Raw genomic sequence first — 26404 nt, forward strand, 5'->3', positions numbered from 1 at the left:
CGGGCCGGACGGCGAGCGGGTGGTGACGTTCGAGTCGCGGGGCCTCGGTGCGCCGCCCACGTCCGGGCGGGGGCCGATCAACGTGCGGTTCGTGATCGTGAAGCGGGCCGACGGCACCCGGGTGAGCGTGCAGACAACCTCGTTCACCGACCGGTACCTCCTGACCGCCGAGGAGATGGCCGCCGTCGCGCTGGACCCGAAGATCCGGCTGGGCTGAGGGCTCCCGGTCCGGCCTGCCCACAGGCCGGACCGGGGACCGGCGTCGCCGGGGCCCGCCCGGGCGTCGTGAAAGACTGAGGTACGTGACGACGATCCCGAACGTGCTCGCCAACCGGTACGCCTCGCCCGAACTGGTCGCCCTCTGGTCGCCGGAGGAGAAGGTCCGGATGGAGCGCCGCCTCTGGCTGGCGGTGCTCAAGGCCCAGCGTGATCTCGGCGTGCCGGTGCCGGACGGGGTGGTCGAGGCGTACGAGCGGGTGGTCGACCAGGTCGACCTGGCCTCGATCGCCGCGCGTGAGCGGGTCACCCGGCACGACGTGAAGGCCCGGATCGAGGAGTTCAGCGCGCTCGCCGGGCACGAGCACGTGCACAAGGGGATGACCTCCCGGGACCTCACCGAGAACGTCGAGCAGCTCCAGATCCGCGCCTCGCTGGAGCTGATCCGGGACCGGGTGGTCGCCACGCTGGCCCGGCTGGGCCGGCACGCGGGCGAGTATTCCGCGCTGGTGATGACCGGCCGGTCGCACAACGTCGCCGCGCAGGCCACCACGCTCGGCAAGCGCTTCGCGTCCGCGGCGGAGGAGCTGCTGATCGCGTACGAGCGGCTGGAGGACCTGATCGGCCGCTACCCGCTGCGCGGGATCAAGGGGCCGGTGGGCACCGCCGCCGACCAGCTCGACCTGTTCGACGGCGACGCCGGCAAGGTGGCCGAGCTGGAGCAGCGGGTGGCCGGGCACCTGGGCTTCCGCCGGGTGCTGGACAGCGTCGGCCAGGTCTATCCGCGCTCGCTGGACTTCGACGTGCTCTCCGCGCTGGCGCAGGTGGCCGCCGCGCCGTCGTCGCTGGCGACCACGATCCGGCTGATGGTGGGCCAGGAGCTGGTCACCGAGGGCTTCAAGCCCGGTCAGGTCGGTTCCAGCGCGATGCCGCACAAGATGAACACGCGTTCGTCGGAGCGGGTGAACGGCTTCGCGGTGATCATCCGGGGCTACCTGTCGATGGTCGGCGAGCTGGCCGGTGACCAGTGGAACGAGGGCGACGTCTCCTGCTCGGTGGTGCGCCGGGTCGCGCTGCCGGACGCGTTCTTCGCCGCCGACGGGCTGTTCCAGACGTTCCTCACCGTGCTGGACGAGTTCGGCCCCTACCCGGCGGTGATCAACCGGGAGCTGGAGCGCTTCCTGCCGTTCCTCGCCACCACGAAGATCCTGGTGGCGGCCGTACGCCGGGGTGTGGGCCGGGAGGTCGCGCACGAGGTGATCAAGGAGCACGCGGTCGCCGTGGCGCTGGCCATGCGGGAGAAGGGCGCGACCGAGAACGACCTGTTCGACCGCCTGGCCGCCGACGGCCGCCTCGGCCTGACCCGGCCCGAGATCGACACCCTGGTGGCGGACCGCAACGCCTTCGTGGGTGCCGCCGCCGACCAGGTCAACCGCGTGACCGCCAGAATTACCAGGATCGTGGAGGCCCACCCCCAGGCCGCCACCTACTCCCCGCCTCCCATCCTCTGACCGCCTGGCCCGGTCTCGTGGATCATGAAGTTGGCGGCCCTCAAGGAGATCATTCCTGCCGTCAACTTCATGATCGACGCGGCCAACGAGGGCGGTCAGGTGCCGGTGGGGGTTTCGGCGGCGGAACTCAGGTTGGGGGCGCTTGCCGGTTCGGCGATGCCACCGGGCGCGGAGGCGATCTCCGGGTCGTGGGCGGTCTCGGCCGCGATCGCCGGCTGGTCCGGCGGCATCACGTCCGGCGTCTTCGGCGCGACGATCACCGCAGTGCCGTACGCGCAGATCTCCATCCACATCTCGCCGCAGTCGCGGCTGTCGAAGCGCATGCCGATCACCGCGTTCGCGCCCAGCCGGCGGGCCTCCTCACCGAGGCGGGCCACCGAGTCGGTGCGCCAGCGGGTCAGGTTGTCCGGCGCAAGCGGGTCGTAGGCGCCACCGCGCAGGTTCTTGACCCCCTCGCGGTACGGGTTGCGGGTCCTTGCCATCGAGGAGACCACCTCGCCGAGGATCTGGCGGATCTCGTAGCCGGGCAGTTGATCCGTCGTCACGACCAGCACGCTTCCGATGCTGTCAGTCCCCGGGCGGGTGTTTCGCGAGCCCCGTTCAGCTGATCGGATGCTGAAAAACGGCGCGGCGCGGACGCCCGGGTCGCACCCGGCCGATCCGCGCCGCACCGGCATCAACCGTCAGACACCGGCCGTCGAGGTGATCCAGGACCGGTTGTACGCGACACTGCCGTAGTTCTGGATGCTGGAGCCGTCGGCGGTGGAGGCGACGCCGACCTGCCGGCCGTTGTAGAACTGCGGGCCGCCCGAGTCGCCCCGCCACGCGTTGCCGTTGACCCGGGTGCTCCGGATCGCCTGGCCGCCGTACGCGTCGGTGACGCTGGTGCTGGTCACCCGTACGCTGGCGGTCTTGAGCTGGGGCGACGCGCCGCAGCCGCTGTAGCAGGTCATGCCCCAGCCGTAGATGGTGTTGGTGGAGCCGACCGGCGGGTTGCTGGTGGCCAGCGACACGGCGGAGGTGCTGACCGTGCTGGACAGGCGCAGCAGGGCCAGGTCGTTGCGGGTGTAGGAGGCGCTCACGGTGCGGGTGACGCCGCCCGAGGCGTAGTAGACGCTGCCGACCCGGACGGACATGGTGCCGCTGACGCAGTGCCGGGCGGTGAGCACCCACTGGGGCGCGATCACGCTGCCGGAGCAGGTGAACGAGCCGTTGCTGAAGACGGCGGCGGCCCACGGCGCCGACGAGACGGTGCCGCCGCCGATGATCGGCTGCGGGCCGGCCGGCGCGGCGGTGGCGCCGGAGGCCGTGGCGAGGACGCCGGCCAGCGCGGTGGTCAGCACGGCGAGCAGGGGACGGAGGCGCATGTCGGGGCTCCTTCTGCGCAGGCGCCCGGGGTTGCCGGGCAGGGGGTGACACCCGCCGGGTGGGGTGGCCGGCGAGGGAGGTCGATCTACCTCATCGACATCTGACGATGCATGTTACGGCGGCGCCGCCCGGTGTCACAAGGCGTTGATCGAAACTCGCCGATGCCTGACGTGTGCCGCGCGCCGCGCGGGCGGGCTGTCGGATACCGGTCCAAGGTGGGGTGTTTAGCGGCAGAATGCCTGCTGGGAGGTGCTGTCGAGGGGTGCTCGCAAGCACGCAGCGCAACGAATTCGCATCGACGCCGCAACGAACGGGCAACGACACCCTTCCACCGCCGTCGGGCGCGTCCGTCAGTGCCGGAACTGCCCCCGGCCGGTGCGGGCCGGGCGGTATCTGCCAGGTAGGCTGGCTGCGCTCGCCCGATTGTTGGGCCGGCACCCAACTGCGTACACAGTCAGGAGTGCCCAGTGCCTCGCGTCGTAGTCGACGTCATGCTCAAGCCCGAGATCCTCGATCCGCAGGGCCAGGCCGTCGCAAACGCGCTGCCCCGACTCGGCGTCAGCGACGTCGCCTCGGTTCGGATCGGCAGGCGGATCGAGATCGAGTTCACCGGCGAACCAGACCTGGACCGGGCCCGGGAGATCGCCGACAAGCTGCTGGCCAACCCGGTCATCGAGGACTTCACCGTCCACGTGGTCACCGCCGACGAGACCGCGGGCGCGCAGTCGTGACCGCCCGGGTCGGTGTGGTCACCTTCCCCGGCTCCCTCGACGACGGGGACGCGGCCCGGGCCGTACGGATCGCCGGCGCCGAGGCGGTCCGGCTCTGGCACGGCGACCCGGACCTGCACGGGGTGGACGCCGTCGTCCTGCCCGGCGGTTTCTCCTACGGCGACTACCTGCGCTGCGGCGCCATCGCCCGGTTCGCCCCGGTGATGGAGACGATCGTCCAGGCCGCGCGCGGTGGCCTGCCGGTGCTCGGCATCTGCAACGGCTTCCAGATCCTCTGCGAGGCGCACCTGCTGCCCGGCGCGCTCACCCGCAACCAGCACCTGCACTTCCGCAACCGGGACCAGGTCCTGCGGATCGAGAGCACCGGCACCGCCTGGACGAACGCGTTCCAGCCCGGCCAGGAGGTGCTCATCCCGGTCAAGAACGGCGAGGGCTGCTACGTCGCCGACACCGCGACGCTCGACCGGCTGGAGGGCGAGGGCCGCGTCGTCGCTCGCTACATCGGCGGCAACCCCAACGGATCGCAGCGCGACATCGCGGCGATCACCAACGAGGCCGGCAACGTCGTCGGCATCATGCCGCACCCCGAGCACGCGGTGGAGGCGCTCACCGGCCCCTCCCTGGACGGCCTCGGCTTCTTCACCTCGGTGCTCAAGCATCTGGTGGGAGCGCCGGCGTGATGGTGGCCGGGAACATCGGTCGGCTCACCCGCCGTACCGGCGGCGAGCGCAGCAAGGAGACGTCATGACCACCCATCCGGACCCGGCCCTGCGCGAGCGCCAGGGCGTGGTGCCGCAGGCCGGCGCGATCGACGACTGGGCGCTGAGCGTGGACACCGTCCCCCGGGCCGCCGGCACGCCGGAGGAGCTTCAGCCGTACGCCGAGCTGGGCCTCCGTGACGACGAGTACGACCGGATCCGGCACATCCTCGGCCGCCGGCCCACCCAGGCCGAGCTGGCCATGTACTCGATCATGTGGAGCGAGCACTGCTCCTACAAGTCGAGCAAGGTGCACCTGCGCCAGTTCGGCGAGAAGGCGCCGCCGAGTGACCGACTGCTCGCCGGCATCGGGGAGAACGCCGGCGTGGTCCAGGTCTCCGACGAGCTGGCGGTGACCTTCAAGGTCGAGTCGCACAACCACCCGAGCTTCGTCGAGCCGTACCAGGGCGCGGCGACCGGTGTCGGCGGCATCGTCCGCGACATCCTCGCCATGGGCGCCCGCCCGGTCGCCGTGATGGACCCGCTGCGCTTCGGCGCGGCCGACCACCCGGACACCGCCCGGGTCCTGCCCGGCGTGGTCGCCGGCGTCGGCGGCTACGGCAACTGCCTGGGCCTGCCCAACATCGGCGGCGAGGTCGTCTTCGACCCCTGCTACCAGGGCAACCCGCTGGTCAACGCGCTCTGCCTGGGCGTGCTGCCGGTCGACCGGCTGCAGAAGAAGGACGCCACCGGCCCCGGCAACATCGTGGTGCTGATGGGCGCCAAGACCGGCCGCGACGGCATCGGCGGCGTGTCCGTGCTGGCCAGCGCCACCTTCGACGAGGGCAGCGAGCAGCGTCGCCCGTCCGTGCAGGTCGGCGACCCGTTCATGGAGAAGCTGCTGATCGAGGCGTGCCTGGAGCTGTACGACGCCGAACTGGTCGTCGGCATCCAGGACCTCGGCGGCGCCGGCCTGACCTGCGCCCTGACCGAGACCGCCGCCTCCGCCGGCACCGGCATGCGGGTCTGGCTGGAGCGGGTGCCGCTGCGCGAGCCCTCGATGGAGCCGCACGAGATCCTGGCCAGCGAGTCCCAGGAGCGGATGCTGCTCGTCGTCTCGCCGGACAAGCTCGACGCCGTGCTCAAGACCGCCGAGAAGTGGGGTGTCTGGGCCACCGCCATCGGCGAGGTCACCGCCCCGTCGGCGGACGGCCAGCCGGGCCGGCTCGTCGTCACCTGGCGCGATCAGCTCGTGGTGGACGTGCCGCCGGGCTCGCTCGTCGACGACGGCCCGGTGTACGCCCGGCCGATGCGCGAGCCGGCCGACCTGATCCTGCTCCAGGCCGACCGCGCCGAGACGCTGCCCCGGCCGAGCACCCCGGAGGCGCTCCGGGAAACCGTGCTGCGCATGATCGCGTCGCCGAACCTGACCGACAAGACCTGGGTCACCGAGCAGTACGACAGATACGTGCTCGGCAACACCGTGCTCGCCCAGCCGGAGGACTCCGGGGTGATCCGGATCGACGAGCGCAGCGGCTTGGGCGTCGCGCTCTCCGTCGACGGCAACGGCCGGTACGCGCGCCTCGACCCGTACCACGGGACGAAGCTGGCGCTGGCCGAGGCGTACCGGAACGTGGCCGTGACCGGCGCGAAGCCGATCGCGGTGACCAACTGCCTGAACTTCGGCTCGCCGGAGGACCCGGGCGTGATGTGGCAGTTCGCCGAGGCCGTGCGTGGCCTGGCGGACGGCTGCCTGGAGCTGGGCATCCCGGTCACCGGCGGCAACGTCAGCTTCTACAACCAGACCGGCGCGGCGGCCATCCACCCGACCCCGGTGGTCGGCGTGCTGGGCGTGCTCGACGACGTCGCCAACCGGGTGCCGATGGGCTTCGTGCCGCGCCCGGCCGGCGACCACGACCAGCTCTTCCTGCTGGGCGAGACGCACGTCGAGCTGTCCGGCTCGGAGTGGGCCTGGGTGACGCACGAGCACCTGGGCGGCATCCCGCCGCAGGTGGACCTGGCCCGCGAGCGGCAGCTCGCCGAGCTGCTGGCCGAGGCGGCCCGGGTCGGGCACCTCAGCTCCGCGCACGACCTCTCCGACGGCGGCCTGGCGCAGAGCCTGGTCGAGTCGGCCCTGCGCCGGGGCGTCGGCGCCCGAGTCGTGGTGCCGGAGCACTTCGCCGACGGCTCGATGCCGTTCGTCTTCCTGTTCAGCGAGTCCGCCGGCCGCGTGCTGGTGTCGGTACCGCGCGGCCACGAGAAGGCGTTCACCGCGCTGTGCGCCGAGCGCGGCGTGCCGTGGGAGTTCGTCGGCGTCACCGACCCGGCCTCCGGCGCGCTGGAGGTGCACGGCCAGTTCCGGATCGGCCTGGACGAGCTGCGCGAAGCGCACACCGGTACGCTCCCGCGCCTGTTCGGCGCCGCCGAGGCGGCCCGGGTGGAGGTGGCGGCGACCCGTACCGGGACCACCACTGTGCTTCCGGCCACCGCCGAGCAGCCGGTCGGCGTGGACCCGGCCGAGGTCGACGCCGAGCCGATCGCCAAGGCCGGCCGGGACACCCCGCCGGCCGACGCCGAGGCGTTCGCGCCCGCCGCCACGGCGGAGCCCGACGCGCCGGCTGCGGCGTCGGATGAGGACGTGCCGGCCGACGCGACGCCTGCCGTCGACGGAACCCCGGCCCAGGACGAGTCGGCGCCCGCCGACGGGTCCGACGGTCCGGCTTCTGGTGAGCCGGCGCCGGGTCAGCGCTGAGGCGGTGGCCTTGGCCGTCTTCGCCCAACCCGGCGCCGGTGCCCGGTTCGACTGGGGACTGACCGGGGCGGCGGAACTCGGCCGGGTCTGTGCCGCCCTGGTGGTGGTGGACGTGTTGTCGTTCACCACCGCCGTGGAGGTAGCGGTGAGCCGCGGCATGCGGGTGCACCCGTTCCCGTGGGGTGAGCAGGCCGCCGACTACGCCCGCCGGTTGGGGGCGGTGACCGCTGTGGGCCGCCGGCAGACGACTCCGGAGCATCCGTGGTCGCTCTCCCCGGCGGCGCTGCGGTCCGCGCCCGTCGTGGCCGACCTGGTGCTGCCGTCGCCGAACGGCTCGGCGATCAGCGCCGCCGCGAGCGCCACCGGCGTGCCGGTGGTCGCCGCCTGCCTGCGTAACGCACCCGCCGTCGGGCGCTGGCTCCGCGCCGAGGGGTACGGCTCGAACGACGCCCCGGTGGGCGTGGTGGCGGCCGGCGAGCGCTGGCCCGACGGGTCACTGCGGCCCTGCGTGGAGGACCAGCTCGGTGCGGCCTGCGTACTCGACGCGCTCGCCGGGGTGCCCGGTGGGCTCTCGGTGGAGGCCGCGATGGCGCTCGCCGCGCTGGCTAGCACGCCGGACGTGCCGGCCGCGGTCCGGGGATGCGTCTCCGGGCGGGAACTCGCCGAGGGCGGCTTCGCCGAGGACGTCGCGGTGGCGACCGCTGTGGGTGCCTCCGACGTGGTGCCGGTGCTCCGCCAGGGCTACTTCGCCCCCGCCTGAGCAGCGCCTTCACGCCTTCCGGGAGCGCGGCGCGCTGACGAGAATGTGGCCGCCCACTTCTCGCGGGCGGCCACAGTTCCTACGTCTGGTACGGGTCAGTCGTCCAGCCAGTCGAGGCGTCGTCCGGAACGGTCCGGCTGTGCGTCCGGGCGGGCACCACCGGCCTGCGCCGGGTCGTTGTCGTAGCCGCCCCCGCGCTGCTGCTGCGGCGGCTCCTGGCCGTATCCGCCCTGCTGGCCGTATCCGCCCTGCGGGGCCTGGCCGTACCCGTCGCCGTATCCGCCGCCCTGCTGGCCGTAGCCGCCCGACTGGTGACCGCCGTCGTAGCCGCCACCGGCGTTGCCGTACCCGCCGGTCGGCGCGTTGCCGTACCCGCCCTGCTGACGGCCGCTGTCGTAGCCGCCGGTCGCGCCGCTGTCGTAGCCACCGGCGCTCTTGTCGTAGCCACCCGGCGAGCGGGTGTCGTAGCCACCGCCGGGGTTGTCGTAGCCGCCGGTCGGCGCGTCGCCGTATCCGCCCTGCTGACGGCCGCTGTCGTAGCCGCCGGGCTGCTTGTCGTAGCCGCCGGCGGGGGCGTCGCCGTAGCCCGCGCCCGCCGCCCGGCCGCCGTAGGCCGGGGCGTCGCCGTAGGCCGGGGCGTCGCCGTAACCGCCGGGCGGGTTGTCGCCGTAGCCGCCGCCCGCGGCGTTGCCGTAGGCGCCCGTCGGCTCGCCGTACCCGCCCTGCTGGCCGCTGTCGTAGCCGCCCGGGGCCGCGCCGTAGCCACCGGCGGCAGCACCGTAGCCGTCGCCCTGCTCCGGGCCACGGCCGTACGAGGCCGAGCCGGCCTGGTCGTAGCCGCGGTCCTGCTCCGGCTGGTAGGTGCTGGTCGGGTACGGGTCGGCAGCCGGGGCGTACTGGGTGCTGCTGTCCCCGGTGTAGCGGCCGGTGGGCTCGTCGAAGCGCTCGTTGCCGTATCCGCCGCCCTGGGCCGCGTAACCGGCCGCACCGGCCGCGGCGCCGGCGGCGTAGTCCGGGCTGCCGTAGCCGGCGCCGGAGGACGGGCCGTTGCCGTAGGCGGCGCCGGAGGTGGGGCCGTTGCCGTAGGCGGCGCCGGAGGTGGGGCCGTTGCCGTAGCCGCTGCCCGAGGAGGGCGCGTTGCCGTAGCCGCCCGCGCCGTAACCGCCCTGACCGGGCGCGTCCTCACCGTAGCCGTAACCGCCCTGGCCGCCGCCGACGCTGTAGGACGTGCCGGGCGGTGCGCCGTACGGGTCCGGCGGGACGTCGTCCACGACCGGCCGCTGGAGCATGGTGGGGGCGTCGCTGATCGACGGGCCGCCGGCCATCGTCGCGGCCGGCCCGGCGCCCATCCCGTTCACCACCCGGGTCTGGTCGTCAGTGCCGTGGTAGGCGCCCCGGGCCGCCGGGATCGCGGTGGGGCCACCGGGGCCACCCGGACCGGCCGGCCCACCCGGACCGTCGCCGTCGTCGTCGCCCTCGTTCTTGCGGCGCAGGTAGAGCAGCACGATGGTGCCCACGCCGACGGCGACGAAGAGGCCACCGAGCAGGATGAGCAGCCAGGAGCCGAAGCCGCCGGAGTCCTCGTTCGCGGTCGGCTGCTGCGCGGCGGGCGCCTCGGCCGACGGTGTGTCGGCCGGCTCCTCCTCGATCGGCTCCTCCGACGGCGGCGCGGACTCACTGGCCGACGGGGTGGCGCTCGGGCTCGCCGACGCCTTCACCTGGATGCTGAGCCGGACGCCGGTCACCGACTGGCCGGCGTTCGCGTTGATCGACCGGGCGACGGGCGAGGCGCCGTCGGTGGAGGCGCCGAGGTCGATCCGGCCGGGTGCGATCGGGTTCGACTCGGAGCCGCTGAAGCTGAAGTTGCCGTTGCCGCTGGTGTTGGTGCGGCGTTCCTTGCCCGCGCTGTCGCGGAGCATGACAAGGGCGCCGGAGATCGGCTCGCCGTCGGCGTTCACCACCTTGCCGGAGACCGTCTTGACCGTCTGCGGCTGCTGCGGCTCCGGGGCCTTGCCCTTGACCGCCAGCTGGAAGTTGCCGGTGGCCGGGTCCGAGTTGCTGGGCCGCACCTGCACCGTAACCGAGGCGTTTGCGTCCTGCGCGTTGTCGCTGGCGCGGATGGTGAGCAGTTGAGTCCTCGGCCTGTTGTTCCCAGGCGGGAAGTTGATCTGGCCGCAGCCCGAGGCGCAGCTGACACCGGCCGGCAGGCCCGTCAGGCCGATCTCCGCGTTCTCGTCGCCGTCGCCGGGAGTGACTTGAACGCTCACGGTCGCGTCACTTCCGGCGTTGACCGTGATCGATCCGGGCGCGACGCTGACGCCGGCTGCGAGGGCGGGGGCTGCGGGGACGGTGAGCAGGGCGCCGGAAACCAGCGCCACGACCACACCGGCCCGCTGCTTCCAGGCACGTCGGTGTGTTGACACGTCCACCGCCTTCCGGGTCTGACCTCTCCGCCGGCCGCCGGGCCGAGGTTGATCACTCACGGTACGAATAACGCCGTCGGCAACTATGCCTTGTCTGACCGGATCATCTCTACCCAGGGCCGCCGTCGGGCGGCGTCCCGGCGGGTCGTATCGTCCCGTCGTGTCCTCTCCGCACGCTTATTCCGAAGCGGTACGCGCCGCGCTGGCGGCGCTGGACGAGGGGCGTACGCCCGAACGGCCGGTGCTCCGGGAGGCGGTCCGGACGCTCTTGGCTGCCCTCGCGGATCGTGCGCCCGGCCGATCGGTGGAGGTGCGCGTCCCACCCTACGGTGCGGTCCAGTGCGTGAGTGGTCCACGACACACCCGCGGCACGCCGCCGAACGTGGTGGAGATGGATCCGCCGACGTGGCTGGCGGTCGCCACCGGCCGCCTGGGTTGGGCGCAGACCGTCACCGAAGGTCGCATCCGGGTGTCCGGAAACCGGGCTGACCTCTCCCCGTACCTCCCGATTTAGGCATTGGACAGCGGGAACGCCGCTCACGCTGAGCTGACATCTCGTGACTGTCGGTGGCGACTGCTGGTCGCGTACACTGAGAACCCGACGACGGTCCCGGCCCATGTGTGGGGAGCTGACCCCCCGACTCCGCCAGGCCGGTCCAGACCCCACTGCGAGGGAGCGGCAGGTGCCCCGAGGCGATGGCCGGCTGAGCCACGACCTTGACCCCCAGCGACCCGGCCCACAGGACGCGTGCGGCGTCTTCGGCGTCTGGGCGCCGGGTGAAGAGGTCGCCAACCTCACCTACTTCGGGCTCTACGCCCTCCAGCACCGCGGTCAGGAGGCCGCGGGCATCGCGGTGAGCGACGGTTCCGGTGTCGTCGTCTACAAGGATCTCGGCCTGGTCGCCCAGGTGTTCGACGAGCCGACGCTGGCGAGCCTGCGCGGGCACGTCGCGATCGGGCACGCACGCTACTCCACCACCGGCGGTTCGACCTGGGAGAACGCCCAGCCGACCATCCGGGCCACGAGCGCCGGCACCACCATCGCGCTGGCGCACAACGGCAACCTGGTGAACACCGCCGAGTTGCAGCGCGAGGCGGCCGTGCGAGGGCTTGACTCCGACGGCTCGACGAACGACACCTCGCTGGTCACGATGCTGCTGGCCAGCCGTCCCGACCTGTCGGTCGAGGCGGCCGCGCTGGAGGTGCTGCCCCAGCTCCGCGGCGCGTTCAGCTTCGTCTTCATGGACGAGTCGACGCTCTACGCGGCGCGCGACGCGCACGGCGTACGCCCGCTGGTGCTCGGCCGGCTCGAACGCGGCTGGGTGGTGGCGAGCGAGACCGCCGCGCTGGACATCGTCGGCGCGAGCGTGGTCCGCGAGGTCGAGCCGGGCGAGCTGATCGCCATCGACGAGAACGGGCTGCGGTCCAGCCGGTTCGCCTCGCCCGAGCCCAAGGGCTGTCTCTTCGAGTACGTGTACATCGCCCGGCCGGACGCCACCATCGCCGGCCGCAACGTGCACGCCGCGCGGGTGCAGATCGGCCGCCAGCTCGCCAAGGAGCACCCGGTCGAGGCCGACCTGGTGATCCCGGTGCCGGAGTCCGGCACACCGGCCGCCATCGGCTACGCCGAGGAGTCCGGCATCACCTACGGCCAGGGCCTGATGAAGAACCCGTACGTCGGGCGCACGTTCATCCAGCCCTCGCAGACGCTGCGCCAGCTCGGCGTCCGGCTGAAGCTGAACCCGCTACGCCAGAACGTGCGCGGCAAGCGCCTGGTGGTGGTGGACGACTCGATCGTGCGGGGCACCACCCAGCGGGCGATCGTCCGGTTGCTGCGCGAGGCGGGCGCCCTGGAGGTGCACGTCCGGATCTCCTCGCCGCCGGTGAGCTGGCCCTGCTTCTACGGCATCGACTTCGCCACCCGCGCCGAGCTGCTGGCGAACGGGCTGGACAACGACGGCATCCGGCGGTCCATCGGCGCCGACTCGCTCGGTTACGTATCGCTGCCCGGTCTCATCGCCGCGACCGAGCAGCCGAAGAGCCGGCTCTGCCGGGCGTGCTTCGATGGGGAGTACCCGATCGAACTGCCCGCCGGGAACCTGATCGGCAAGCACGTGCTCGAAGGAGTGGGACGCCGGGTCGCCGCCGAGGCGGCCGAGTCCGCCACTCCGCTCGTCGCCACACCGACCCACCACCCGTAGCACCACCGACGCGGGTCCGGCCGCTCCGGGACCGCGGAACCACAAAGGGGAGAACCGTGACGCACGTGTCCGAGCGCAGCGGCGCAGGATCCAGCCCGACGGGCGCCGGGGGCGACCGCCAGCCCTGGTCGGCGGGGTCCGGCCGGACGCAGCGCAAACGCTCGGTCTCGTACGCCGACGCCGGGGTGTCGATCGAGGCGGGCGACCGCGCGGTCGAGCTGCTCAAGTCCAAGGTCAAGGAGACCCGGCGCCCCGAGGTCATGGGTGACCTGGGCGGCTTCGCCGGCCTGTTCCGGCTGGACACGAAGAAGTACAAGAACCCGATCCTGGCCTCCTCGACCGACGGCGTGGGCACCAAGCTGGTGATCGCCCAGCAGCTCGACATCCACGACACGGTCGGCATCGACCTGGTCGCCATGGTCGTCGACGACCTGGTGGCCTGCGGCGCCGAGCCGCTGTTCCTGCTCGACTACATCGCCACCGGCGAGGTCGTGCCGGACAAGGTCGCCGAGATCGGCGCCGGCATCGCGGACGGCTGCCGGTACGCCGGCTGCGCCCTGCTCGGTGGCGAGACCGCCGAGCACCCGGGCGTGCTGCGCCCGGACGAGTACGACATCTCGGCCACCGGCGTCGGCGTGGTGGAGGAGAGCGAGATCCTCAGCCCGGAGCGGGTGGAGGTGGGCGACGTGGTGATCGCGATGCGCTCGTCCGGCCTGCACTCCAACGGCTACTCGCTGGTCCGTCACGTGCTGCTCGGCGCCGGCCGGATGCGGCTGGACGTGGTGATCGACGACTTCGGCCGCCAGCGGACGCTCGGCGAGGAGCTGCTCACCCCGACCAAGATCTACGCGAAGGACTGCCTCAAGCTGATCACCGAGGCCGAGGTGCGGGTGCTGGCCCATGTCACCGGCGGCGGCATCCCCGGCAACCTGGTCCGGGTGCTGCCCGAGCACGTCGACGCCGTGGTGAACCGCTCCACCTGGAAGCCGCAGCCGATCTTCGACCTGATCCAGTCCAAGGGCCGGATCGAGGACCCGGAGATGGAGGCGACGTTCAACATGGGCGTCGGCATGTTCGCGATCGTCTCCGCCGAGGACGCCGACCGCGCGCTGGCCACCCTGACCGGCCGGGGCGTGGACGCCTGGCAGGCCGGCGAGATCATCGAGGGGTCCGGCAACGTGCAGATGGTCGGGCAGCACACCCGAGGCTGATCACCCTGCGCCAATCGGCCGGGCAGCTGATCGGGGGTTCACCCGGGCGGTCGCCTCGGCCTAGCCTGGAGGTTCGGTTTTCAGGCAGGCGGGGGAGGTGCTGATGGCTGCGCGCACGCCCGAGGGTATGCGGGGCATCGCCGTCGTCCCGTCGTACGTGGTGATGCAGCCGACGACGCTGTGCAACCTCGACTGCGCCTACTGCTACCTGCCCCTGCGGGCCGTCGACAGGCGGATGCCGGTGGCCGTCGCCGAGGCGGTGGCGGCGTCGGTGAACCAGTGGGCCGCGGACGGTCGCTTCTCCGTGGTGTGGCACGGCGGCGAGCCGCTCGCGGCCGGCCGGGAGCACCTGGCCGCGCTGCTGGCGCCGTTCGGGCCGGATGTCGAGCACCACGTGCAGACGAACGCCACGTTGATCGACGACGCCTGGTGCGCGTTCTTCGCCGAGCACCGGGTGCGGGTCAGTGTCAGCGTGGACGGGCCGCAGGCGCGCAACGCCGAGCGGGTCACCCGGGGCGGGCGGCCCGCGTACGACCGGATCGTGGCGGGCGTGACGGCGCTGCGCCGCCACGGCCTGCCGTTCTCGGCGCTCGCGGTGGTCTCGCGGCCGGAGCCGGGCCTGGCGACCGAGCTGTACGACTACTTCCTCGACCTGGGCTGCGACGTGCTCGGCGTCAACATCGAGGAGACCGAGGGCGTCAACACCCGGACGAACGCCCGGGACGCGGGCGCGGTCACCGGGTTCTGGGCGGAGTTGGTGGCGGCCTGGCGGCGGGATCCCCGGATCCACCTGCGTGAGGTGGAGTGGTCGCTGCGATACGCGGGCGCGGTGCTGGCCGGCACCGCTCACGACCTGCTGCCCCGTAGCCTCGACCCGATCCCGACGGTCGGGCACGACGGCTCGGTGGTGGTGCTCTCGCCGGAGCTGGCCGGCTTCACCGACCCGCACTACGGCGACTTCGCCAGCGGAAACGTGCTCGCCACGCCGCTGCGCGACATCCTCGCCGGCGCGGCCGGTACGCCGTGGGTGGGCGAGTTCCTCACCGGCGTGGAGGCGTGCCGGGAGTCCTGCGCGTACTTCGGGTTCTGCGGTGGCGGGCACGCCGCCAACCGTTACTTCGAGCTGGGGCGTTTCGACGGCACGGAGACCGAGCACTGCCGCAACAGCAAGATCCGCCTACTGGAGGGAGTGTTGGAGCATGCCCGAGACCATCAGTGACACCGACCGGGAGGCCGTCGCCGACCGGGTGCGGGAGGCCGCTGCGGGGCTTACCGCTCTGCTCCGTGAGGCGGAGGCGGCACGGCTGCTGCGGGCGGAGGTGTCGGGCGACGGCGCCAACGCGGTCTGCGCCTGGAACCACTTCGAGAACATCCCGACGTTCTACAACTGGAACAACCGGCCGCGCTGAGGGTCGGTTCCGCGATCAGGGACCTGCCGGCGAGTCGGCACGGCAGGCCCCTGCATCGTCGGTCGTACGCCGACTCAGCAGAGCACATGCGTGAGCACGCGGGGGTTACCGCGTGCTCAGATGTGACCGGAGGTCAGCGGGTCGGACGAGCCCAGGTGTCCGGGTCGTCGTCCGCATGGTCCTCGTCATCGTCGTCGACATACTCTTTGTAGTCGTCGTCGAAGTTGTGCTCAGACTTTCCACTACCCGCCAGTTCGCGCTGCAAGGCGGTTAGGTCGGTGTTCGGGGAGTGGTACTTCAACTCCCGGGCCACCTTCGTCTGCTTGGCCTTAGCACGGCCGCGCCCCATGGCTCGACCCCCTCGCACAGAATGCGGGGCAGCCCGAAGGCGGGCCCCGATGACGTCAGGCATCTCTCGTGGCTCTTACGGTACATGGGGATGCCATCGTTCGGCACCTCGGGTCACCGTCGACCGGACCTGCGCGTCGCTGTGGTCCAGCCGTCACAAAGTGTACCGGGTAAGGGGTAGAACCCGGGGCTGGCCGTGACACCGGACGAACCGGTATGAACGGGGCCGATGGTCAGCTTAACGTGCGCGGCCCCCGAGGGTGGAGCCGCCGCTCCGCCCTCGGAGGTGAGCTTCACCGCAGATGAATCGTGCGCAGCCGGCCGACCTCGGCCATCCGCCGCTCGGCGAGCCGGTCCGCGGCGACCGCCGGCGGCACGCCCTCGTCGTCGGCGAGCTGGAGGATCTGCCGGGTGGTGTCGAAGATCCGGGTGGCGCGCAGCTTGGCGCGGTCGAAGTTGAAGCCCTCGATCTCGTCGGCCACCTGGATCACGCCGCCCGCGTTCACCACGTAGTCCGGCGTGTAGAGGATGCCCCGGTCGGCGAGCACCTTCTCGATGCCCGGGTGGGCGAGCTGGTTGTTCGCCGCCCCGGTGACCACCTTCGCCCGCAGCACCGGCACCGTGTCGTCGTTCAGCGCGCCGCCGAGCGCGCACGGGGCGTACACGTCGATGTCGGAGGCGGCCAGCGCCGCGGTGTCGTCGACCAGGGTGACCTGCGGGTGGGTGGTGCGCGCCCATTCCTGGGCGCGCGGGCTGACGTCGGTCGCCACGACCTCGGCGCCGTCGTCGAGCAGGTGGGCGGTGAGGTACTTGCCGACCTTGCCCAGCCCGGCCACGCCGACCCGGCGGCCGGTCAGCGTCGGGCTGCCCCAGACGTGCTCGGCGGCGGCCCGCATCCCCTGGAACACGCCCCAGGCGGTGAGGATCGAGGAGTCGCCGGCGCCACCGTGTTCCACGCTGCGCCCGGTCACGAAGCGGGTCTCGCGGGCGACCACGTCCATGTCCGCCACGTAGGTGCCCACGTCGCAGGCGGTGTAGTAGCGGCCGTTGAGCGACTCGACGAAGCGGCCGTACGCGCGCAGCAGCGCCTCGCTCTTGATCTGGTCGGGGTCACCCCAGATGACCGCCTTGCCGCCACCGAGGTCGAGGTTCGCCAGGGCGTTCTTGTAGGCCATGCCGCGCGAGAGGTCGAGCACGTCGGCGAGGGCGTCGGCCTCGCTGGCGTACGGGTAGAACCGAGTGCCGCCGAGCGCGGGACCCAGCGCGGTCGAGTAGATCCCGATGATCGCCTTCAGGCCGGACTGCTTGTCCTGGCAGAACACGACCTGCTCATGCCCTGTGGGAACGGGGTCGTCGGTACTGGCGAATACGCTCATGGCTGACTCCTGTGTCGGTGAGCGCCCTTGTGGGGTGCGGAACCTGGTGGCACGCCGGCGGGATGCTGCCGGTGTCGTTGAGCCTAATATCGGCCCGAGCCGTACTGTCGCGCATGTCACGCCACGGACCCGAGGGCGGCGACGGGCGGTCCCGTCTCGTGGGAGGATCGCGCCGTGCCGTCGCTCTTCGCCTCATACCTGCGCGTGTACGAGCCGCTCACCGCCTTCGACCGGGATCGGCAGTCGTACTGGCGCCGGTATGTCAGCGAGGGCCGCGCCATAGCCCCGCTGGAGGGGCCGGTACGGCAACGGACGGCGGTGATCGAGGCGCTCGGCGCCGGCTGGACCCGGCTGCCCGACCTGCCCGACGAGGCGTACGTCCTGGAGGCCGACGACGCGCTGCTGGTCTGCCCGTGGAACCTGCGGATCCGGGTCGCCGAGGCGGCGCTGAGCGCCCGCGACGGTGTGCCCCCGGTGCTGGCCGACGCGTTCGTGCCGCCGGTGCTCGCCGGGCAGGCGAAGGCCGTGGTGGAGGACTGGCGCAGCGGGGCCCGGGTGCTGGAGCACGGGGTGCCGCGGGTGCACGAGCAGATCGCCACCTGGGGGGTGCCGCTGCGCTGGTTCGTGCTGTTCGAGGCCGGTGAGCGGCACCTGGTCACCGAGCCGGAGCGGCGGGCGCTGCGCTACCGCACGGAGATCTCCAAGGCGCGTCGCCGGGCGTCCCGGGCGCTGTCGGTGCTGCGCAAGTCGATAGGCGAGGCGCCGATCACCGAGGCGGTCGAGGAGGCGGCCCGGTGGCTGGAGGAGTTCCACCCGCGTTCGGTGGTCGAGCTGGACTACGGCGGCCTGGTGCAACTGCTGCCGGACGAGACGCTGGAGGCCGACGACTCGACCGAACTGGTCGCCACCGGACTGTCCGGACTGGGCCGGGGCGAGGCCGAGGAGGCGTCCGCCGCGTACGACAAGCTGGTCGCCCGCTGGCGCGCGGTGCAACTGCTGGAGCGCTGCAACTGACGCCCGGTTTGCCATATTTAATGGCCTTGGACACGAGTGTGTCTCGTAGTTGATGCGTCACGACCCGTGATCATGAGTCCGGATAAGGCAGGTTCTGCGGCATAAAAGTCGTAAAAATCGGGCATGGTTCATCCGTCCGTCTAGGGACCTTCAGCCGTTCGGCCCATGTCGGACATCGGGGACTAGCCGGACCATGGGAGACGCGTCGGCCGGCGGGACCCCGGCCGATGTCTATACATGTGGAGGAGTGACCCCGATGGCATCGCGAACGCACGAACCTGAGCCGCTACTCACACCGGCCGAGGTGGCGTCGATGTTCCGTGTCGACCCGAAGACGGTGACCCGGTGGGCCAAGGCTGGCAAGCTCAGCGCCATCCGGACCCTGGGCGGCCACCGCCGCTACCGCGAGTCTGAGGTTCGGGCTCTGCTACAGGGGCAGATCCCCCAGCAGCGCCAAGGAGACTGACGAACCGGCGTTCTCCGGCGTTCCGATCAGGGGCGGTGCCGTCGCGGCAGCGACGATCCACCGCCCTCAGTCGTTTCCAGGACTCAGTCGTGTCCGGGGGGCGGCCCGTCCAGCACGATCCGCAGCCCCACCGTGCCGCGCCCACCCCGGCGCAGCCGGCTGCCCAGCAGGCTCAGCCGCCCGATCAGCCGGTACTTCTGCTTCAGCAGGCCCCGCAGCCGGTCGGTGCCCTCCTGATCGGCGATCGTCGCGTGCCCCGGCACCGCCGCACCGTGCGGCCGGCCGCGCACGTCGCACGGCGCGACGGTGACCCGGCCGTCCCGCCGGATGCGCTTCACCTTGCCGGAGTCGGCCACCGTCCACACCGCGAGGCCGTCGCCGTCGCGTACCGCCCACACCGGAGTCGGCACCGCCCGGCCGTCCTTGCGGAACGTGGTGAGCAGGACGTACTTCTCCGCTGCCAGGCGGTCCAGGTCGGTCACGCCGCCAAGGATACGGCGTCGCCGACCCCCGGATAGCGTTGCGGGCATGACCGGGGAACCCGAGATCGGCGACGTGTTCGGCGAGATGATCCGCGACGCGTACGCGGTCGCCACCGGAATCGGGCCGCGCCCGATGGCCGGCGGTCGCCTGCCCCGGCCGGTCATCGAGATCATCGAGCGTGACGACGGGCTCGTCAACGGCGCTCCCGCCGGGCACTACCTGGACCCGCCGCAGCTGTGGCAGCCGCACGACCACCGGGCCGTGGACCGGGTACGCGGGCACGTGCTCGACGTCGGCGTCGGCGCCGGCCGGATCGCGTTGCACCTCCAGGACCGGGGCGTGCCGGTCACCGGGCTGGACACCTCGCTCGGCGCGCTGCGGGTCAGCCGCCACCGGGGCGTACGCGACCTCGTGCACGGCACCGTCGACGAGCACGCCGCCGACGGCCGCCGGTACGACACGTTCCTGCTGCTCGGCAACAATCTCGGCCTGTTCGAGGGGCGGGAACGGGCCCCGGCGATGCTCGCCGCGCTCGCCGCGCTGGCCCGCCCCGGCGCGCGGGTGATCGCCCACGGCACCGACCCGTACGGCACCACCGACCCGGTGCACACCGCCTATCACGAGCGCAACCGGCAGCGGGGCCGGATCGGCGGGCAACTGCGGCTTCGGCTGCGGTACCGCATGCTCGGCACCGAGTGGTTCGACTACCTGGTCTGCTCGCCCGAGGAGTTCGCCGAGCTGGCCCACGGCTCACCGTGGCGACTGACCGACGTGGACGACACCGACCACCCCTACTACCTCGCCACGCTGGCGCTGCGGTGAGCGGGGGAGCCGCCGGGCATCCGGCGGTTCCCCCGTACCGCTCAGACCTGGATGGTGGGGGTGGTCTCCTCCGGGGGCAGCCCACCGTCGCCGTCGACCACCTCGTCCGGCGTGCCGTCCTCGTCGATGTCCACCATGGTGATGTCCACCTTGCCGTCACCGTCGGTGTCGAACTGGAACAGGTCGGCCTTGCCGTCGCCGTCGGTGTCCACCACCCACACGTCGGTCTTGCCGTCGTTGTTGGTGTCCGCACGGAGCAGGTCCACCCGCTCGTCGCCGCGGGTCTCGACCGTCTCGGTGCTCTCCGCGCTCTCCGGTGCCTGGCTCATCTCGTTCCTTCCTTCGGCGTTGACGGCCGTCCTTACCCCGTCCGCTTCGCCCCCACGCATCTCCGGCGGCCCGGCCATGCATAGGGTCGCATGCAGGAACGAGCGAGCGGACGGGCCCGGCGGCGGAGACCCCGCGCGCCCCCGCCGCGGCGAGGGGACACCGATGAGTGGTCGTTTTGTGGTTGTCGGGGCCGGCACCATGGGCCTCGGCATCGCGTACGTGGCGGCCGGCGCCGGGTACGCGGTCGAACTGGTCGAGGTCGACCCCGCCCGGGGCGCCGAGGCACTGCGCCGGCTCGGCGAACTGTGGGACCGGGGTGTGCGGCGCGGCAAGCTGACCGAGGCGGCCGCCACCGCCAACCGGGCCCGCGTCACGCTCCGGGGCGGGCTCGCCGAGGTGGCCGAGGGCGCCGACGTGATCGTGGAGGCGGTGCCCGAGCGGCTCGACCTGAAGCGCGCCGTCCTGCGCGAGGCGGAGAGCCGCCGTCCGGCGCTGCTGGGCAGCAACACGTCGAGCATCCCGATCACCGGCCTGGCCGCCGGGCTGGAGCGTCCCGCTGACTTCCTCGGGTTGCACTTCTTCAATCCGGTGTGGGCGATGGCGCTGCTCGAAGTGGTGGTCGGCCCGGCCACCGCACCGCAGACCACCGAGGCGGCCGTCGCGCTCGCCGGCCGGCTGGGCAAGGACCCCGTCGTGGTACGCGACATGCCCGGCTTCGCCACCTCCCGGCTCGGCGTCACGCTCGGGCTGGAGGCGATCCGGATGGTGGCCGACGAGGTGGCGAGCCCGGCCGACATCGACAAGGCGATGGTGCTCGGCTACCGGCACCCGATCGGCCCACTGGAGCTGACCGACCTGGTCGGGCTGGACGTGCGGCTCGACATCGCGCGCACGCTCCAGGCCGCGTACGGGGACCGCTTCGCGCCGCCGCCGCTGCTCGTCGAGATGGTCGCCGCCGGCAAACTGGGTAAGAAGTCGGGGCAGGGCTTCTACACCTGGAAGGACGGCGTGAAGCAGTGAGCGCGAGGAGTGAGCTTGCGAGCCCCGCAGTCGCGAACGAAAGGCTGGCACGGTGAGCGGGCTGCGGATCGAGGAGCTGCCGGACCGGCTCGTGGTCACACTGGACCGGCCGGAGAAGCGCAACGCCATCGACGCCGACCTGGTGGGTGAGCTGCACGCGGTCTGCGCCGACCTGGAGGCGCGCCCCCGGCTGCTGCTGCTCACCGGTGGGACGGCGGGCATCTTCGCCGGCGGCGCCGATATCGCCCAGCTCCGTGAACGCGGCCGGCTGGACGCGCTGGCCGCCATCAACCAGGGCGTCTTCGCCCGCATCCGGGCGCTGCCGATGCCCACCGTCGCGGCCGTCGACGGGCCGGCGCTGGGCGGCGGCGCCGAGCTGGCGTACGCCTGCGATCTCCGGGTGTGCACGGACCGCGCGGTGTTCGGCCAGCCCGAGGTACGGCTGGGCATCCTGGCCGGCGCCGGCGCGACCTACCGGCTGCCGGCGTTGATCGGTGAGGCCCGGGCCAAGGAGCTGCTGTTCACCGGCCGGCGGGTGGACGCCGAGGAGGCGCTGCGGATCGGGCTGGTGAACCGGGTGGTTGCCGACCCGGCGGAGCTGCTGCCGACCGCGCACGGCCTGCTCGACGAGATGGCGAAGGGCTCCGCGCTGGCGCTGCGGCTGACCAAGCTGGCGGTGGACGCCCCTGCGGCCGCGCACCCGCAGCTCGACCTGCTGAGCCAGGCGGTGCTGTTCGAGGACGAGGAGAAGCACCGGCGGATGACCGAGTTCTTGGAGCGGCGCCGGTCGCGCTGACGACGGCGAGAGACGACAAGGGCCGCACCGGTGTCCTCCGGTGCGGCCCCCACGTCGGTAGGCCTCAGTGCTTGATGTCGACTCCCGCGTCGGCGAGCGCCGGAATGGCCGGTGCGGACTCACCGAAGCCGATGAGCAGCAGCGCCTCCGGCCCGAAGGCCTTTATCTCCTTGGCGACGCCGGTGAAGTCGAGCGGCGTCTTCGGGTCCGCGGGCGGCTCGTAGGTCAGCAGCTTGACCCGGTCCGCGCCGATCCCGGCCTTCTCCAGCTCGGAGCGGACGTTCTCCTGCAGACCCTCACCGTAGGAGTCCTTACGGGCCAGAATCACGATCTTGCGGGGCCCGTCCCGGAGCATCACGTCGGCCAGCGCGCGACCCTGGAGGCTGTCCGGCGGCGCGGTACGGAAGTAGAGGCCCTTGTCGTCCACGGTGCTCAGCCCGGCGTCGGTGTTCGTCGGGGAGAACAGGATCCGCCCGGCGGCCACCACGTCCGGCAGCACGGCCCGGGAGATGCCGGAGCCGCCCGCGCCGATGATGACGTGGACGCCCTTGCTGACGTGCGAGGCGACAGTGGCCTTGGCGATCTCCGGGTTGGTGCCGTCGTCGCCCTCGATCCACTTGACCGGCTCACCGAGCGCGCCGCCGGCGGCGTTCACCTCGCGGATCGCCAGCGCGGCGCCGGCCACAAGCGGCGGTCCCGCCAGTGCCAGGTCACCGGTCTTCGGCAGCAGCCCGCCGAGGACCAGCGGGGCGTCCTTGGCCTTGCCGTCACGCAGCTTGCGACCACGCGGCGCGGTCTTGGCGCTCGCCCCGGACTCCTCACCGGCGCCGACGAACTCCGTCTTGCTGTCGTCGATCTTCTGGTTGTCGAAGTGCCGGGTGCCGTAACTCGCGGTGGATGGCTCGCCGGCGTCGGTGAATCCGGCGCGAATCAGCGACACGCTCCGGTACTCGATGTCCCGGCCGGCGCGGGCGAGCTGGAGGCAGGCCGTCACGTCGTCGCAGCGTTCGCCGCCGTTTGTCACGCCGACGATCTGCTTGGCGATCTCGGCCGGCGCGGTGGTGCCGGCGAGCTGGGCGGCCAGCACGCTGATCACGACCGCGTCGTAGGACTCGGCGGAGTAGAGGAAGTCGGTCAGCTTCGGATCTACGGCGAGTAGCCGCTCCTTGAAGCTCTCCGGCAGCGGAGTGAGGGGCGTGGTGCCCTTCATCCCGTTCACCAGATCCGCCCGGTCCTTGAGTTCCGCGGCGTACGAATTGGTCATGTTGCCGTCGGTGCCGTAGAGGCGCAGCTGGGTGGCGGGCGCTTCCTCCGGCTCGTCGCTCCCGCAGGCGCTCGTGGCGAGCAGGAGCGCCGCGCAGGCCATGGACAGGGCCGCGCGCGACGTGCGTGTTCTCAGCATGGTCGTCCTTCCTCCGGCGAAGGTCCGCTGCGCACCTTAGCGTGCTCGTGCGGCACACGGGGCCGTGGAGTGGGCCGCGTCGGCACCCCGACTGCGGGTATCACTGTGCGTGGTCGACGGGCTGTTTCCGGGTCACCGCTTGACCTCCGGCGATACTGTTCCGCGGGTGAACGACGAAGCACAGCAGACGCTCGACGACGCGACCGCCGTGCTCCGTTCGGCCCTCGCCGGGGACGGCGCCGGGGTGGTGGGCACGTTCGACGCGGTGGTGGACCGCTCCGGCCTCGCCGGGGCGTACGGAGTGGCGTGGTGCCTGGCCGCCACCATGCTCGGCGACGACGCCCCGGCCGGCGGCGCCGCCCTCGACTTCCCCGGCATCGACCAGGCCGACTACGACACCCGCTGGGTGGCCCGCTTCGTCAGCGCGTGCGCCAACGACGACGCGGACACCGGCGAGGCGCTGTTCGGGGCGGCGGCGGCCGACGGGCTGCTGCCCGACTGCCTCCTCACCCTCGCCGGCTCGACCATCGCCACGCTGCGCAGCCGGTCGGACTGAGCCCGCCGCGCGGTCGGCGCCCCCGACTGTGGTAGCTCTGGGTGCATGTCCGAGGCGATGCTCAGCAAGGTGCGCAAGCTGCTCGCCCAGGCCGAGGACCGGGCCTGCACGCCCGCCGAGTCGGCGGCCTTCATGGCCAAGGCCACCGAGTTGATCGCCCGCTACGGGGTGGACCGGGCGCTGCTCGCCGCACGCGATCCGGCCGTCGACCCGGTGGGTGACCGGACCGTCGAGCTGGTCGCGCCGTACGCGCGGGACAAGGCCGGCCTGCTCGCGGCGGTCGCCGAACCGCTGCGCTGCCGATGCGTACGCCGCCGGCAGGGCAACGGCTTCGTCATGCACCTGTTCGGCTTCGCCAGCGACCTGGAACGGGTCGAGCTGCTGTTCACCTCGCTGCTGGTGCAGGCCGCGCACGGGCTCGCCGGTGCTGCCGTACCGGCCGGGGAGCATCCGGCGGCGTTCCGGCGTACCTGGCTGGCCGGGTTCGCGTACGTCGTCGCGGAAAGACTGCGCGCGGCCGAGAGCAAGGCGGTGGCGGAGGCGGGTGGGCCCTCGACGGCTCTGGTGCTCGCCGATCGCTCCGACCGCGTGCAGCGCCGGGTCGTCGAGGCGTACCCCCGGTTACGCACCGCCCCGCGACGGCGGCTGGCGGGCGGTGGCTTCGGTTCCGGCGCGGATGCCGGCCGCCGGGCCGACCTGGGCGGCACCGGCGTGGCCGGCAGCGGCACGGCGCCCGGCATCGCGGGCTGACCTCGGGACGCCCGGGGTGCGTCCGGCGGTGCGGGTCAGGCGGTGGTGCGGGCGACGGTCGCGAGGTAGCGGCAGAGCAGTTCGTGCCAGCCCGCGGTGAGCGCCTCGCGGTAGCCCTCGGCCGCCGTGCCGTGCCGGTCGAAGTAGCGGTGCTCGACGTCCACCCGGGTGTGCTCCGGGCCGTCGGAGTGGAACAGCACCTCCACCTCGCTGGCCCGCGCCGGATCCGGCACCGGCACCCGGTCCGGGCCGATCTGCCAGGTGAACACCAACCGTCGGGGCGGATCCCAGGTCAGCACGCGGCCCCAGTCGTTGCGGAAGCCGTAGGGCCCGATCTCGTAGAGCATGCCGCCGGCTCGCGGTTCGATGCCGATCGCGGTGAGCGCTTCCGGGCCGGACCAGGTGTATTCACGTACCCACCAGTCGGCCAGTGCGCCGGTGAAGACGGCGTACGCCCGCTCGGCGGACGCCGGGACGAGCAGGTTGCTGCGGAGGGAGAAGCGGTCGGATTCCTGCCGGACCTCATCCGGATCGGCCATCTCCTGTCCCATAGGTCCGGACCATACCGGCTCATGTCTCGGTGTGCAGCTCCCGAAGCGGCCGCTTTCGGACATCCGCAGCTCCGGTTCCCGACAGCGCTGAGTGGCGGGACAGACGCTCTGCGCAAAGGGCGGCGGCGCTTCGGGAGGTGTCGGCGGGCGACGGATGCCGTACCGGAAAGCGGGTAAGCGCCGCCGACCGGACCGATGGGAGAGCGGGGAGCATGACCGACAGCCGAGCCACCGAACCAGTTCCGGACCCCGGCGACGAGCAGCCCACCTCGCCGGGCGGTCCCGAGCCGGAGCCGGATGTCCTGCTCGACGTGCCCGAACTGACTGTCGACGAGATCCGGCTCGCGGTGGACGGGCTCGACGCCGACCTGTCGCTGCGCGCCCGGCTGGCCGACCTGCTCCAGATCGACGCCGGAGTGCGGGTACACCTGACGGGCGTCGAACTCGACGTCACCGGGGTGAGCGCCGAGGCTCTGCTCAAGGTACGGCTGGAGAATCTGATGCGGATCCTGGACCGGGCGCTGACCACCATCGACCGCAACCCGCAGCTGATCGACGCGCTGGCCCGCTCGGCCACTGCCACCCTGGACGACGTGCACCGGCTCACCGCGCCGGTGGTAAATCGAAACGGCCGTACGGTGGCCGCGGCCGGCGAGGTGGTCGAGCGCACCGGTCCGGCGCGGGCGGAGCCATCACCGCCGACCGGTGGTGATCGCGCGAAGCCCGCACCGGCAGCCGGTGCCCGACGGCCGGAGCCGCCACCGGGGTCCGATGCCGGGCGGAAGGAAAAGGCGGAGTCCGGGTCGGCGCCGGCCGCTGGCCCGTCGGCCGGCCGCCCCGCCGAGAAGAAGCGCGGTTCGGAGCGTTCCGGCCAGCCGGCGAGCGCCACCGCCGAGGCGGCACAACTGGCGGGCCAGGCCGGACAGGCACTCCGGCAGGCCGGCCGAAGCGTCTGGGAGGCGATCCAGGGCAACCCCTCCCAGAACCGCCAACCTCCCAAACCCTGACCGCCGTCGCACCCCTCGCCCGGCCCTCGCTCCGGTGATCCGAGAGTTTGTGTCCGGACCACCGGCACGGCTCCACCAGGCGTACGGACATCGGCGGGCAGCGGCGACCGCGTCGAGGTTCACGACCGCAAGTGACTTTTTCGACCCTTATCTAGGTTGACAGAGTTCGAAACAAGAGCCAAGGCTAGCGCTGCTTCGGCAGG

At 72.4% G+C, this 26404-nt stretch carries 28 protein-coding genes; 19 read left to right on the forward strand and 9 right to left on the reverse strand.

From position 1 onward, the window contains the following. The first annotated feature begins 22 nt into the window (after positions 1-22). Together ACFYO8_RS13970 and purB are read left to right on the forward strand one after the other, a co-directional pair. Positions 23-217 carry a hypothetical protein gene (locus tag ACFYO8_RS13970; RefSeq protein WP_354866134.1) on the forward strand — a complete coding sequence of 65 codons (195 nt, stop codon included), beginning with the start codon at positions 23-25 and terminating at the stop codon, positions 215-217. 85 nt (positions 218-302) lie between these two features. Further along, entirely contained in the window at positions 303-1727 is a 1425-nt protein-coding gene (gene purB, locus ACFYO8_RS13975; RefSeq protein WP_354866132.1) for an adenylosuccinate lyase, read from the forward strand. Positions 1728-1822: 95 nt separating this feature from the next. Here purB and ACFYO8_RS13980 read toward each other — a convergent pair whose 3' ends face one another. Beyond that, a complete protein-coding gene (locus ACFYO8_RS13980) occupies positions 1823-2404 on the reverse strand; it encodes a YbjQ family protein (protein ID WP_354866130.1) in 582 nt (193 codons plus the stop codon). A 6-nt stretch (positions 2405-2410) separates the two neighbouring features. Continuing rightward, positions 2411-3094 carry a trypsin-like serine protease gene (locus tag ACFYO8_RS13985; RefSeq protein ID WP_354866128.1) on the reverse strand — a complete coding sequence of 228 codons (684 nt, stop codon included), beginning with the start codon at positions 3092-3094 and terminating at the stop codon, positions 2411-2413. Between the two features lie 468 nt (positions 3095-3562). Here ACFYO8_RS13985 and purS point away from each other — a divergent pair, with 468 nt between their 5' ends. The 4 genes from purS (at position 3563) to ACFYO8_RS14005 (ending at position 8036) form a co-directional block, all read left to right on the forward strand. Then, positions 3563-3826 (forward strand): phosphoribosylformylglycinamidine synthase subunit PurS, encoded by a 264-nt coding sequence (gene purS / locus ACFYO8_RS13990; RefSeq protein ID WP_013283420.1) that lies wholly within the window; start codon positions 3563-3565, stop codon positions 3824-3826. Continuing rightward, positions 3823-4506, forward strand: a complete 684-nt coding sequence (gene purQ / locus ACFYO8_RS13995) for a phosphoribosylformylglycinamidine synthase subunit PurQ (protein WP_354866126.1) — start codon at positions 3823-3825, stop codon at positions 4504-4506. Before purS ends, purQ begins: the two co-directional genes overlap by 4 nt. A gap of 64 nt (positions 4507-4570) precedes the next feature. Then, entirely contained in the window at positions 4571-7276 is a 2706-nt protein-coding gene (gene purL, locus ACFYO8_RS14000) for a phosphoribosylformylglycinamidine synthase subunit PurL (protein ID WP_354866124.1), read from the forward strand. Between the two features lie 10 nt (positions 7277-7286). After that, positions 7287-8036, forward strand: a complete 750-nt coding sequence (locus ACFYO8_RS14005) for a 2-phosphosulfolactate phosphatase (protein ID WP_355093835.1) — start codon at positions 7287-7289, stop codon at positions 8034-8036. 95 nt (positions 8037-8131) lie between these two features. Here ACFYO8_RS14005 and ACFYO8_RS14010 read toward each other — a convergent pair whose 3' ends face one another. After that, entirely contained in the window at positions 8132-10459 is a 2328-nt protein-coding gene (locus tag ACFYO8_RS14010) for a carboxypeptidase-like regulatory domain-containing protein (protein ID WP_387257249.1), read from the reverse strand. Positions 10460-10619: 160 nt separating this feature from the next. On the opposite strand from ACFYO8_RS14010, the gene ACFYO8_RS14015 reads away from it, so the two are divergent. The 5 genes from ACFYO8_RS14015 (at position 10620) to amcA (ending at position 15280) form a co-directional block, all read left to right on the forward strand. Further along, positions 10620-10973, forward strand: coding sequence for a sterol carrier family protein (locus tag ACFYO8_RS14015; RefSeq protein WP_354866118.1), 354 nt, complete (start codon positions 10620-10622; stop codon positions 10971-10973). Positions 10974-11142: 169 nt separating this feature from the next. Continuing rightward, positions 11143-12660: an amidophosphoribosyltransferase gene (purF, locus tag ACFYO8_RS14020; protein WP_354866116.1), complete on the forward strand. Its 1518-nt coding sequence runs from the start codon at positions 11143-11145 to the stop codon at positions 12658-12660. A gap of 56 nt (positions 12661-12716) precedes the next feature. Continuing rightward, positions 12717-13871, forward strand: a complete 1155-nt coding sequence (gene purM / locus ACFYO8_RS14025; protein ID WP_354866114.1) for a phosphoribosylformylglycinamidine cyclo-ligase — start codon at positions 12717-12719, stop codon at positions 13869-13871. 127 nt (positions 13872-13998) lie between these two features. Continuing rightward, on the forward strand, positions 13999-15090 hold the full coding sequence (gene amcB / locus ACFYO8_RS14030; RefSeq protein ID WP_354866758.1) for a cyclophane-forming radical SAM peptide maturase AmcB: 1092 nt from the start codon (positions 13999-14001) through the stop codon (positions 15088-15090). Beyond that, positions 15071-15280, forward strand: a complete 210-nt coding sequence (gene amcA, locus ACFYO8_RS14035) for a multiple cyclophane-containing RiPP AmcA (RefSeq protein ID WP_354866112.1) — start codon at positions 15071-15073, stop codon at positions 15278-15280. The genes amcB and amcA overlap by 20 nt, the downstream gene beginning before the upstream one ends. 133 nt (positions 15281-15413) lie before the next feature. On the opposite strand, the gene ACFYO8_RS14040 is transcribed toward amcA, so the two are convergent. Together ACFYO8_RS14040 and ACFYO8_RS14045 are read right to left on the reverse strand one after the other, a co-directional pair. After that, positions 15414-15629: a DUF3073 domain-containing protein gene (locus ACFYO8_RS14040; RefSeq protein ID WP_013283429.1), complete on the reverse strand. Its 216-nt coding sequence runs from the start codon at positions 15627-15629 to the stop codon at positions 15414-15416. Between the two features lie 292 nt (positions 15630-15921). Beyond that, positions 15922-17004: a Glu/Leu/Phe/Val dehydrogenase dimerization domain-containing protein gene (locus tag ACFYO8_RS14045; protein WP_355093839.1), complete on the reverse strand. Its 1083-nt coding sequence runs from the start codon at positions 17002-17004 to the stop codon at positions 15922-15924. Between the two features lie 174 nt (positions 17005-17178). On the opposite strand from ACFYO8_RS14045, the gene ACFYO8_RS14050 reads away from it, so the two are divergent. Continuing rightward, positions 17179-18018, forward strand: coding sequence for a hypothetical protein (locus tag ACFYO8_RS14050; RefSeq protein WP_354866108.1), 840 nt, complete (start codon positions 17179-17181; stop codon positions 18016-18018). Between the two features lie 256 nt (positions 18019-18274). Then, positions 18275-18484, forward strand: coding sequence for a BldC family transcriptional regulator (locus tag ACFYO8_RS14055; protein ID WP_007073996.1), 210 nt, complete (start codon positions 18275-18277; stop codon positions 18482-18484). Positions 18485-18567: 83 nt separating this feature from the next. Here the strand turns inward: ACFYO8_RS14055 and ACFYO8_RS14060 are convergent, their stop codons facing one another. After that, a complete protein-coding gene (locus ACFYO8_RS14060) occupies positions 18568-18966 on the reverse strand; it encodes a PPOX class F420-dependent oxidoreductase (protein WP_355093841.1) in 399 nt (132 codons plus the stop codon). 46 nt (positions 18967-19012) lie between these two features. Between ACFYO8_RS14060 and ACFYO8_RS14065 the strand changes: the two genes are divergently transcribed. Next, positions 19013-19789, forward strand: coding sequence for a class I SAM-dependent methyltransferase (locus tag ACFYO8_RS14065; protein ID WP_355093843.1), 777 nt, complete (start codon positions 19013-19015; stop codon positions 19787-19789). A 41-nt stretch (positions 19790-19830) separates the two neighbouring features. On the opposite strand, the gene ACFYO8_RS14070 is transcribed toward ACFYO8_RS14065, so the two are convergent. Beyond that, a complete protein-coding gene (locus ACFYO8_RS14070; RefSeq protein WP_354866102.1) occupies positions 19831-20118 on the reverse strand; it encodes a hypothetical protein in 288 nt (95 codons plus the stop codon). Between the two features lie 163 nt (positions 20119-20281). On the opposite strand from ACFYO8_RS14070, the gene ACFYO8_RS14075 reads away from it, so the two are divergent. Together ACFYO8_RS14075 and ACFYO8_RS14080 are read left to right on the forward strand one after the other, a co-directional pair. Beyond that, the gene (locus tag ACFYO8_RS14075; RefSeq protein ID WP_355095450.1) at positions 20282-21139 is read left to right on the forward strand and encodes a 3-hydroxyacyl-CoA dehydrogenase family protein; all 858 of its coding nucleotides are present in this window, start codon (positions 20282-20284) and stop codon (positions 21137-21139) included. 52 nt (positions 21140-21191) lie between these two features. After that, on the forward strand, positions 21192-21935 hold the full coding sequence (locus ACFYO8_RS14080) for an enoyl-CoA hydratase/isomerase family protein (RefSeq protein WP_355095452.1): 744 nt from the start codon (positions 21192-21194) through the stop codon (positions 21933-21935). A 64-nt stretch (positions 21936-21999) separates the two neighbouring features. Here the strand turns inward: ACFYO8_RS14080 and ACFYO8_RS14085 are convergent, their stop codons facing one another. Further along, complete coding sequence (locus tag ACFYO8_RS14085) at positions 22000-23337, reverse strand: ABC transporter substrate-binding protein (RefSeq protein ID WP_354866097.1); 1338 nt, start codon at positions 23335-23337, stop codon at positions 22000-22002. A 166-nt stretch (positions 23338-23503) separates the two neighbouring features. Between ACFYO8_RS14085 and ACFYO8_RS14090 the strand changes: the two genes are divergently transcribed. Together ACFYO8_RS14090 and ACFYO8_RS14095 are read left to right on the forward strand one after the other, a co-directional pair. Further along, positions 23504-23893 (forward strand): hypothetical protein, encoded by a 390-nt coding sequence (locus ACFYO8_RS14090; protein WP_043327529.1) that lies wholly within the window; start codon positions 23504-23506, stop codon positions 23891-23893. A 45-nt stretch (positions 23894-23938) separates the two neighbouring features. Further along, entirely contained in the window at positions 23939-24643 is a 705-nt protein-coding gene (locus ACFYO8_RS14095; protein ID WP_355095455.1) for a DUF2786 domain-containing protein, read from the forward strand. A gap of 35 nt (positions 24644-24678) precedes the next feature. Here ACFYO8_RS14095 and ACFYO8_RS14100 read toward each other — a convergent pair whose 3' ends face one another. Continuing rightward, positions 24679-25194 carry an SRPBCC family protein gene (locus ACFYO8_RS14100; RefSeq protein ID WP_354866093.1) on the reverse strand — a complete coding sequence of 172 codons (516 nt, stop codon included), beginning with the start codon at positions 25192-25194 and terminating at the stop codon, positions 24679-24681. Positions 25195-25406: 212 nt separating this feature from the next. Here ACFYO8_RS14100 and ACFYO8_RS14105 point away from each other — a divergent pair, with 212 nt between their 5' ends. Then, positions 25407-26201 (forward strand): hypothetical protein, encoded by a 795-nt coding sequence (locus tag ACFYO8_RS14105; RefSeq protein ID WP_355095457.1) that lies wholly within the window; start codon positions 25407-25409, stop codon positions 26199-26201. Positions 26202-26404: the final 203 nt, after the last annotated feature.

This window comes from Micromonospora sp. NPDC005257 (assembly GCF_042872445.1).
Taxonomy (GTDB): Bacteria; Actinomycetota; Actinomycetes; order Mycobacteriales; family Micromonosporaceae; genus Micromonospora.

Bases quoted from the DNA above. Each gene is read 5' to 3' on its own strand.
- ACFYO8_RS13980 (WP_354866130.1), bottom strand. From the start codon at position 2,404: ATGCCGGTGCGGCGCGGATCGGCCGGGTGCGACCCGGGCGTCCGCGCC.
- ACFYO8_RS13985 (WP_354866128.1), bottom strand. From the start codon at position 3,094: ATGCGCCTCCGTCCCCTGCTCGCCGTGCTGACCACCGCGCTGGCCGGC.
- purL (WP_354866124.1), top strand. From the start codon at position 4,571: ATGACCACCCATCCGGACCCGGCCCTGCGCGAGCGCCAGGGCGTGGTG.
- amcB (WP_354866758.1), top strand. From the start codon at position 13,999: ATGCGGGGCATCGCCGTCGTCCCGTCGTACGTGGTGATGCAGCCGACG.
- amcA (WP_354866112.1), top strand. From the start codon at position 15,071: ATGCCCGAGACCATCAGTGACACCGACCGGGAGGCCGTCGCCGACCGG.
- ACFYO8_RS14040 (WP_013283429.1), bottom strand. From the start codon at position 15,629: ATGGGGCGCGGCCGTGCTAAGGCCAAGCAGACGAAGGTGGCCCGGGAG.
- ACFYO8_RS14045 (WP_355093839.1), bottom strand. From the start codon at position 17,004: ATGAGCGTATTCGCCAGTACCGACGACCCCGTTCCCACAGGGCATGAG.
- ACFYO8_RS14055 (WP_007073996.1), top strand. From the start codon at position 18,275: ATGGCATCGCGAACGCACGAACCTGAGCCGCTACTCACACCGGCCGAG.
- ACFYO8_RS14065 (WP_355093843.1), top strand. From the start codon at position 19,013: ATGACCGGGGAACCCGAGATCGGCGACGTGTTCGGCGAGATGATCCGC.
- ACFYO8_RS14070 (WP_354866102.1), bottom strand. From the start codon at position 20,118: ATGAGCCAGGCACCGGAGAGCGCGGAGAGCACCGAGACGGTCGAGACC.
- ACFYO8_RS14075 (WP_355095450.1), top strand. From the start codon at position 20,282: ATGAGTGGTCGTTTTGTGGTTGTCGGGGCCGGCACCATGGGCCTCGGC.
- ACFYO8_RS14085 (WP_354866097.1), bottom strand. From the start codon at position 23,337: ATGCTGAGAACACGCACGTCGCGCGCGGCCCTGTCCATGGCCTGCGCG.
- ACFYO8_RS14095 (WP_355095455.1), top strand. From the start codon at position 23,939: ATGTCCGAGGCGATGCTCAGCAAGGTGCGCAAGCTGCTCGCCCAGGCC.
- ACFYO8_RS14100 (WP_354866093.1), bottom strand. From the start codon at position 25,194: ATGGGACAGGAGATGGCCGATCCGGATGAGGTCCGGCAGGAATCCGAC.
- ACFYO8_RS14105 (WP_355095457.1), top strand. From the start codon at position 25,407: ATGACCGACAGCCGAGCCACCGAACCAGTTCCGGACCCCGGCGACGAG.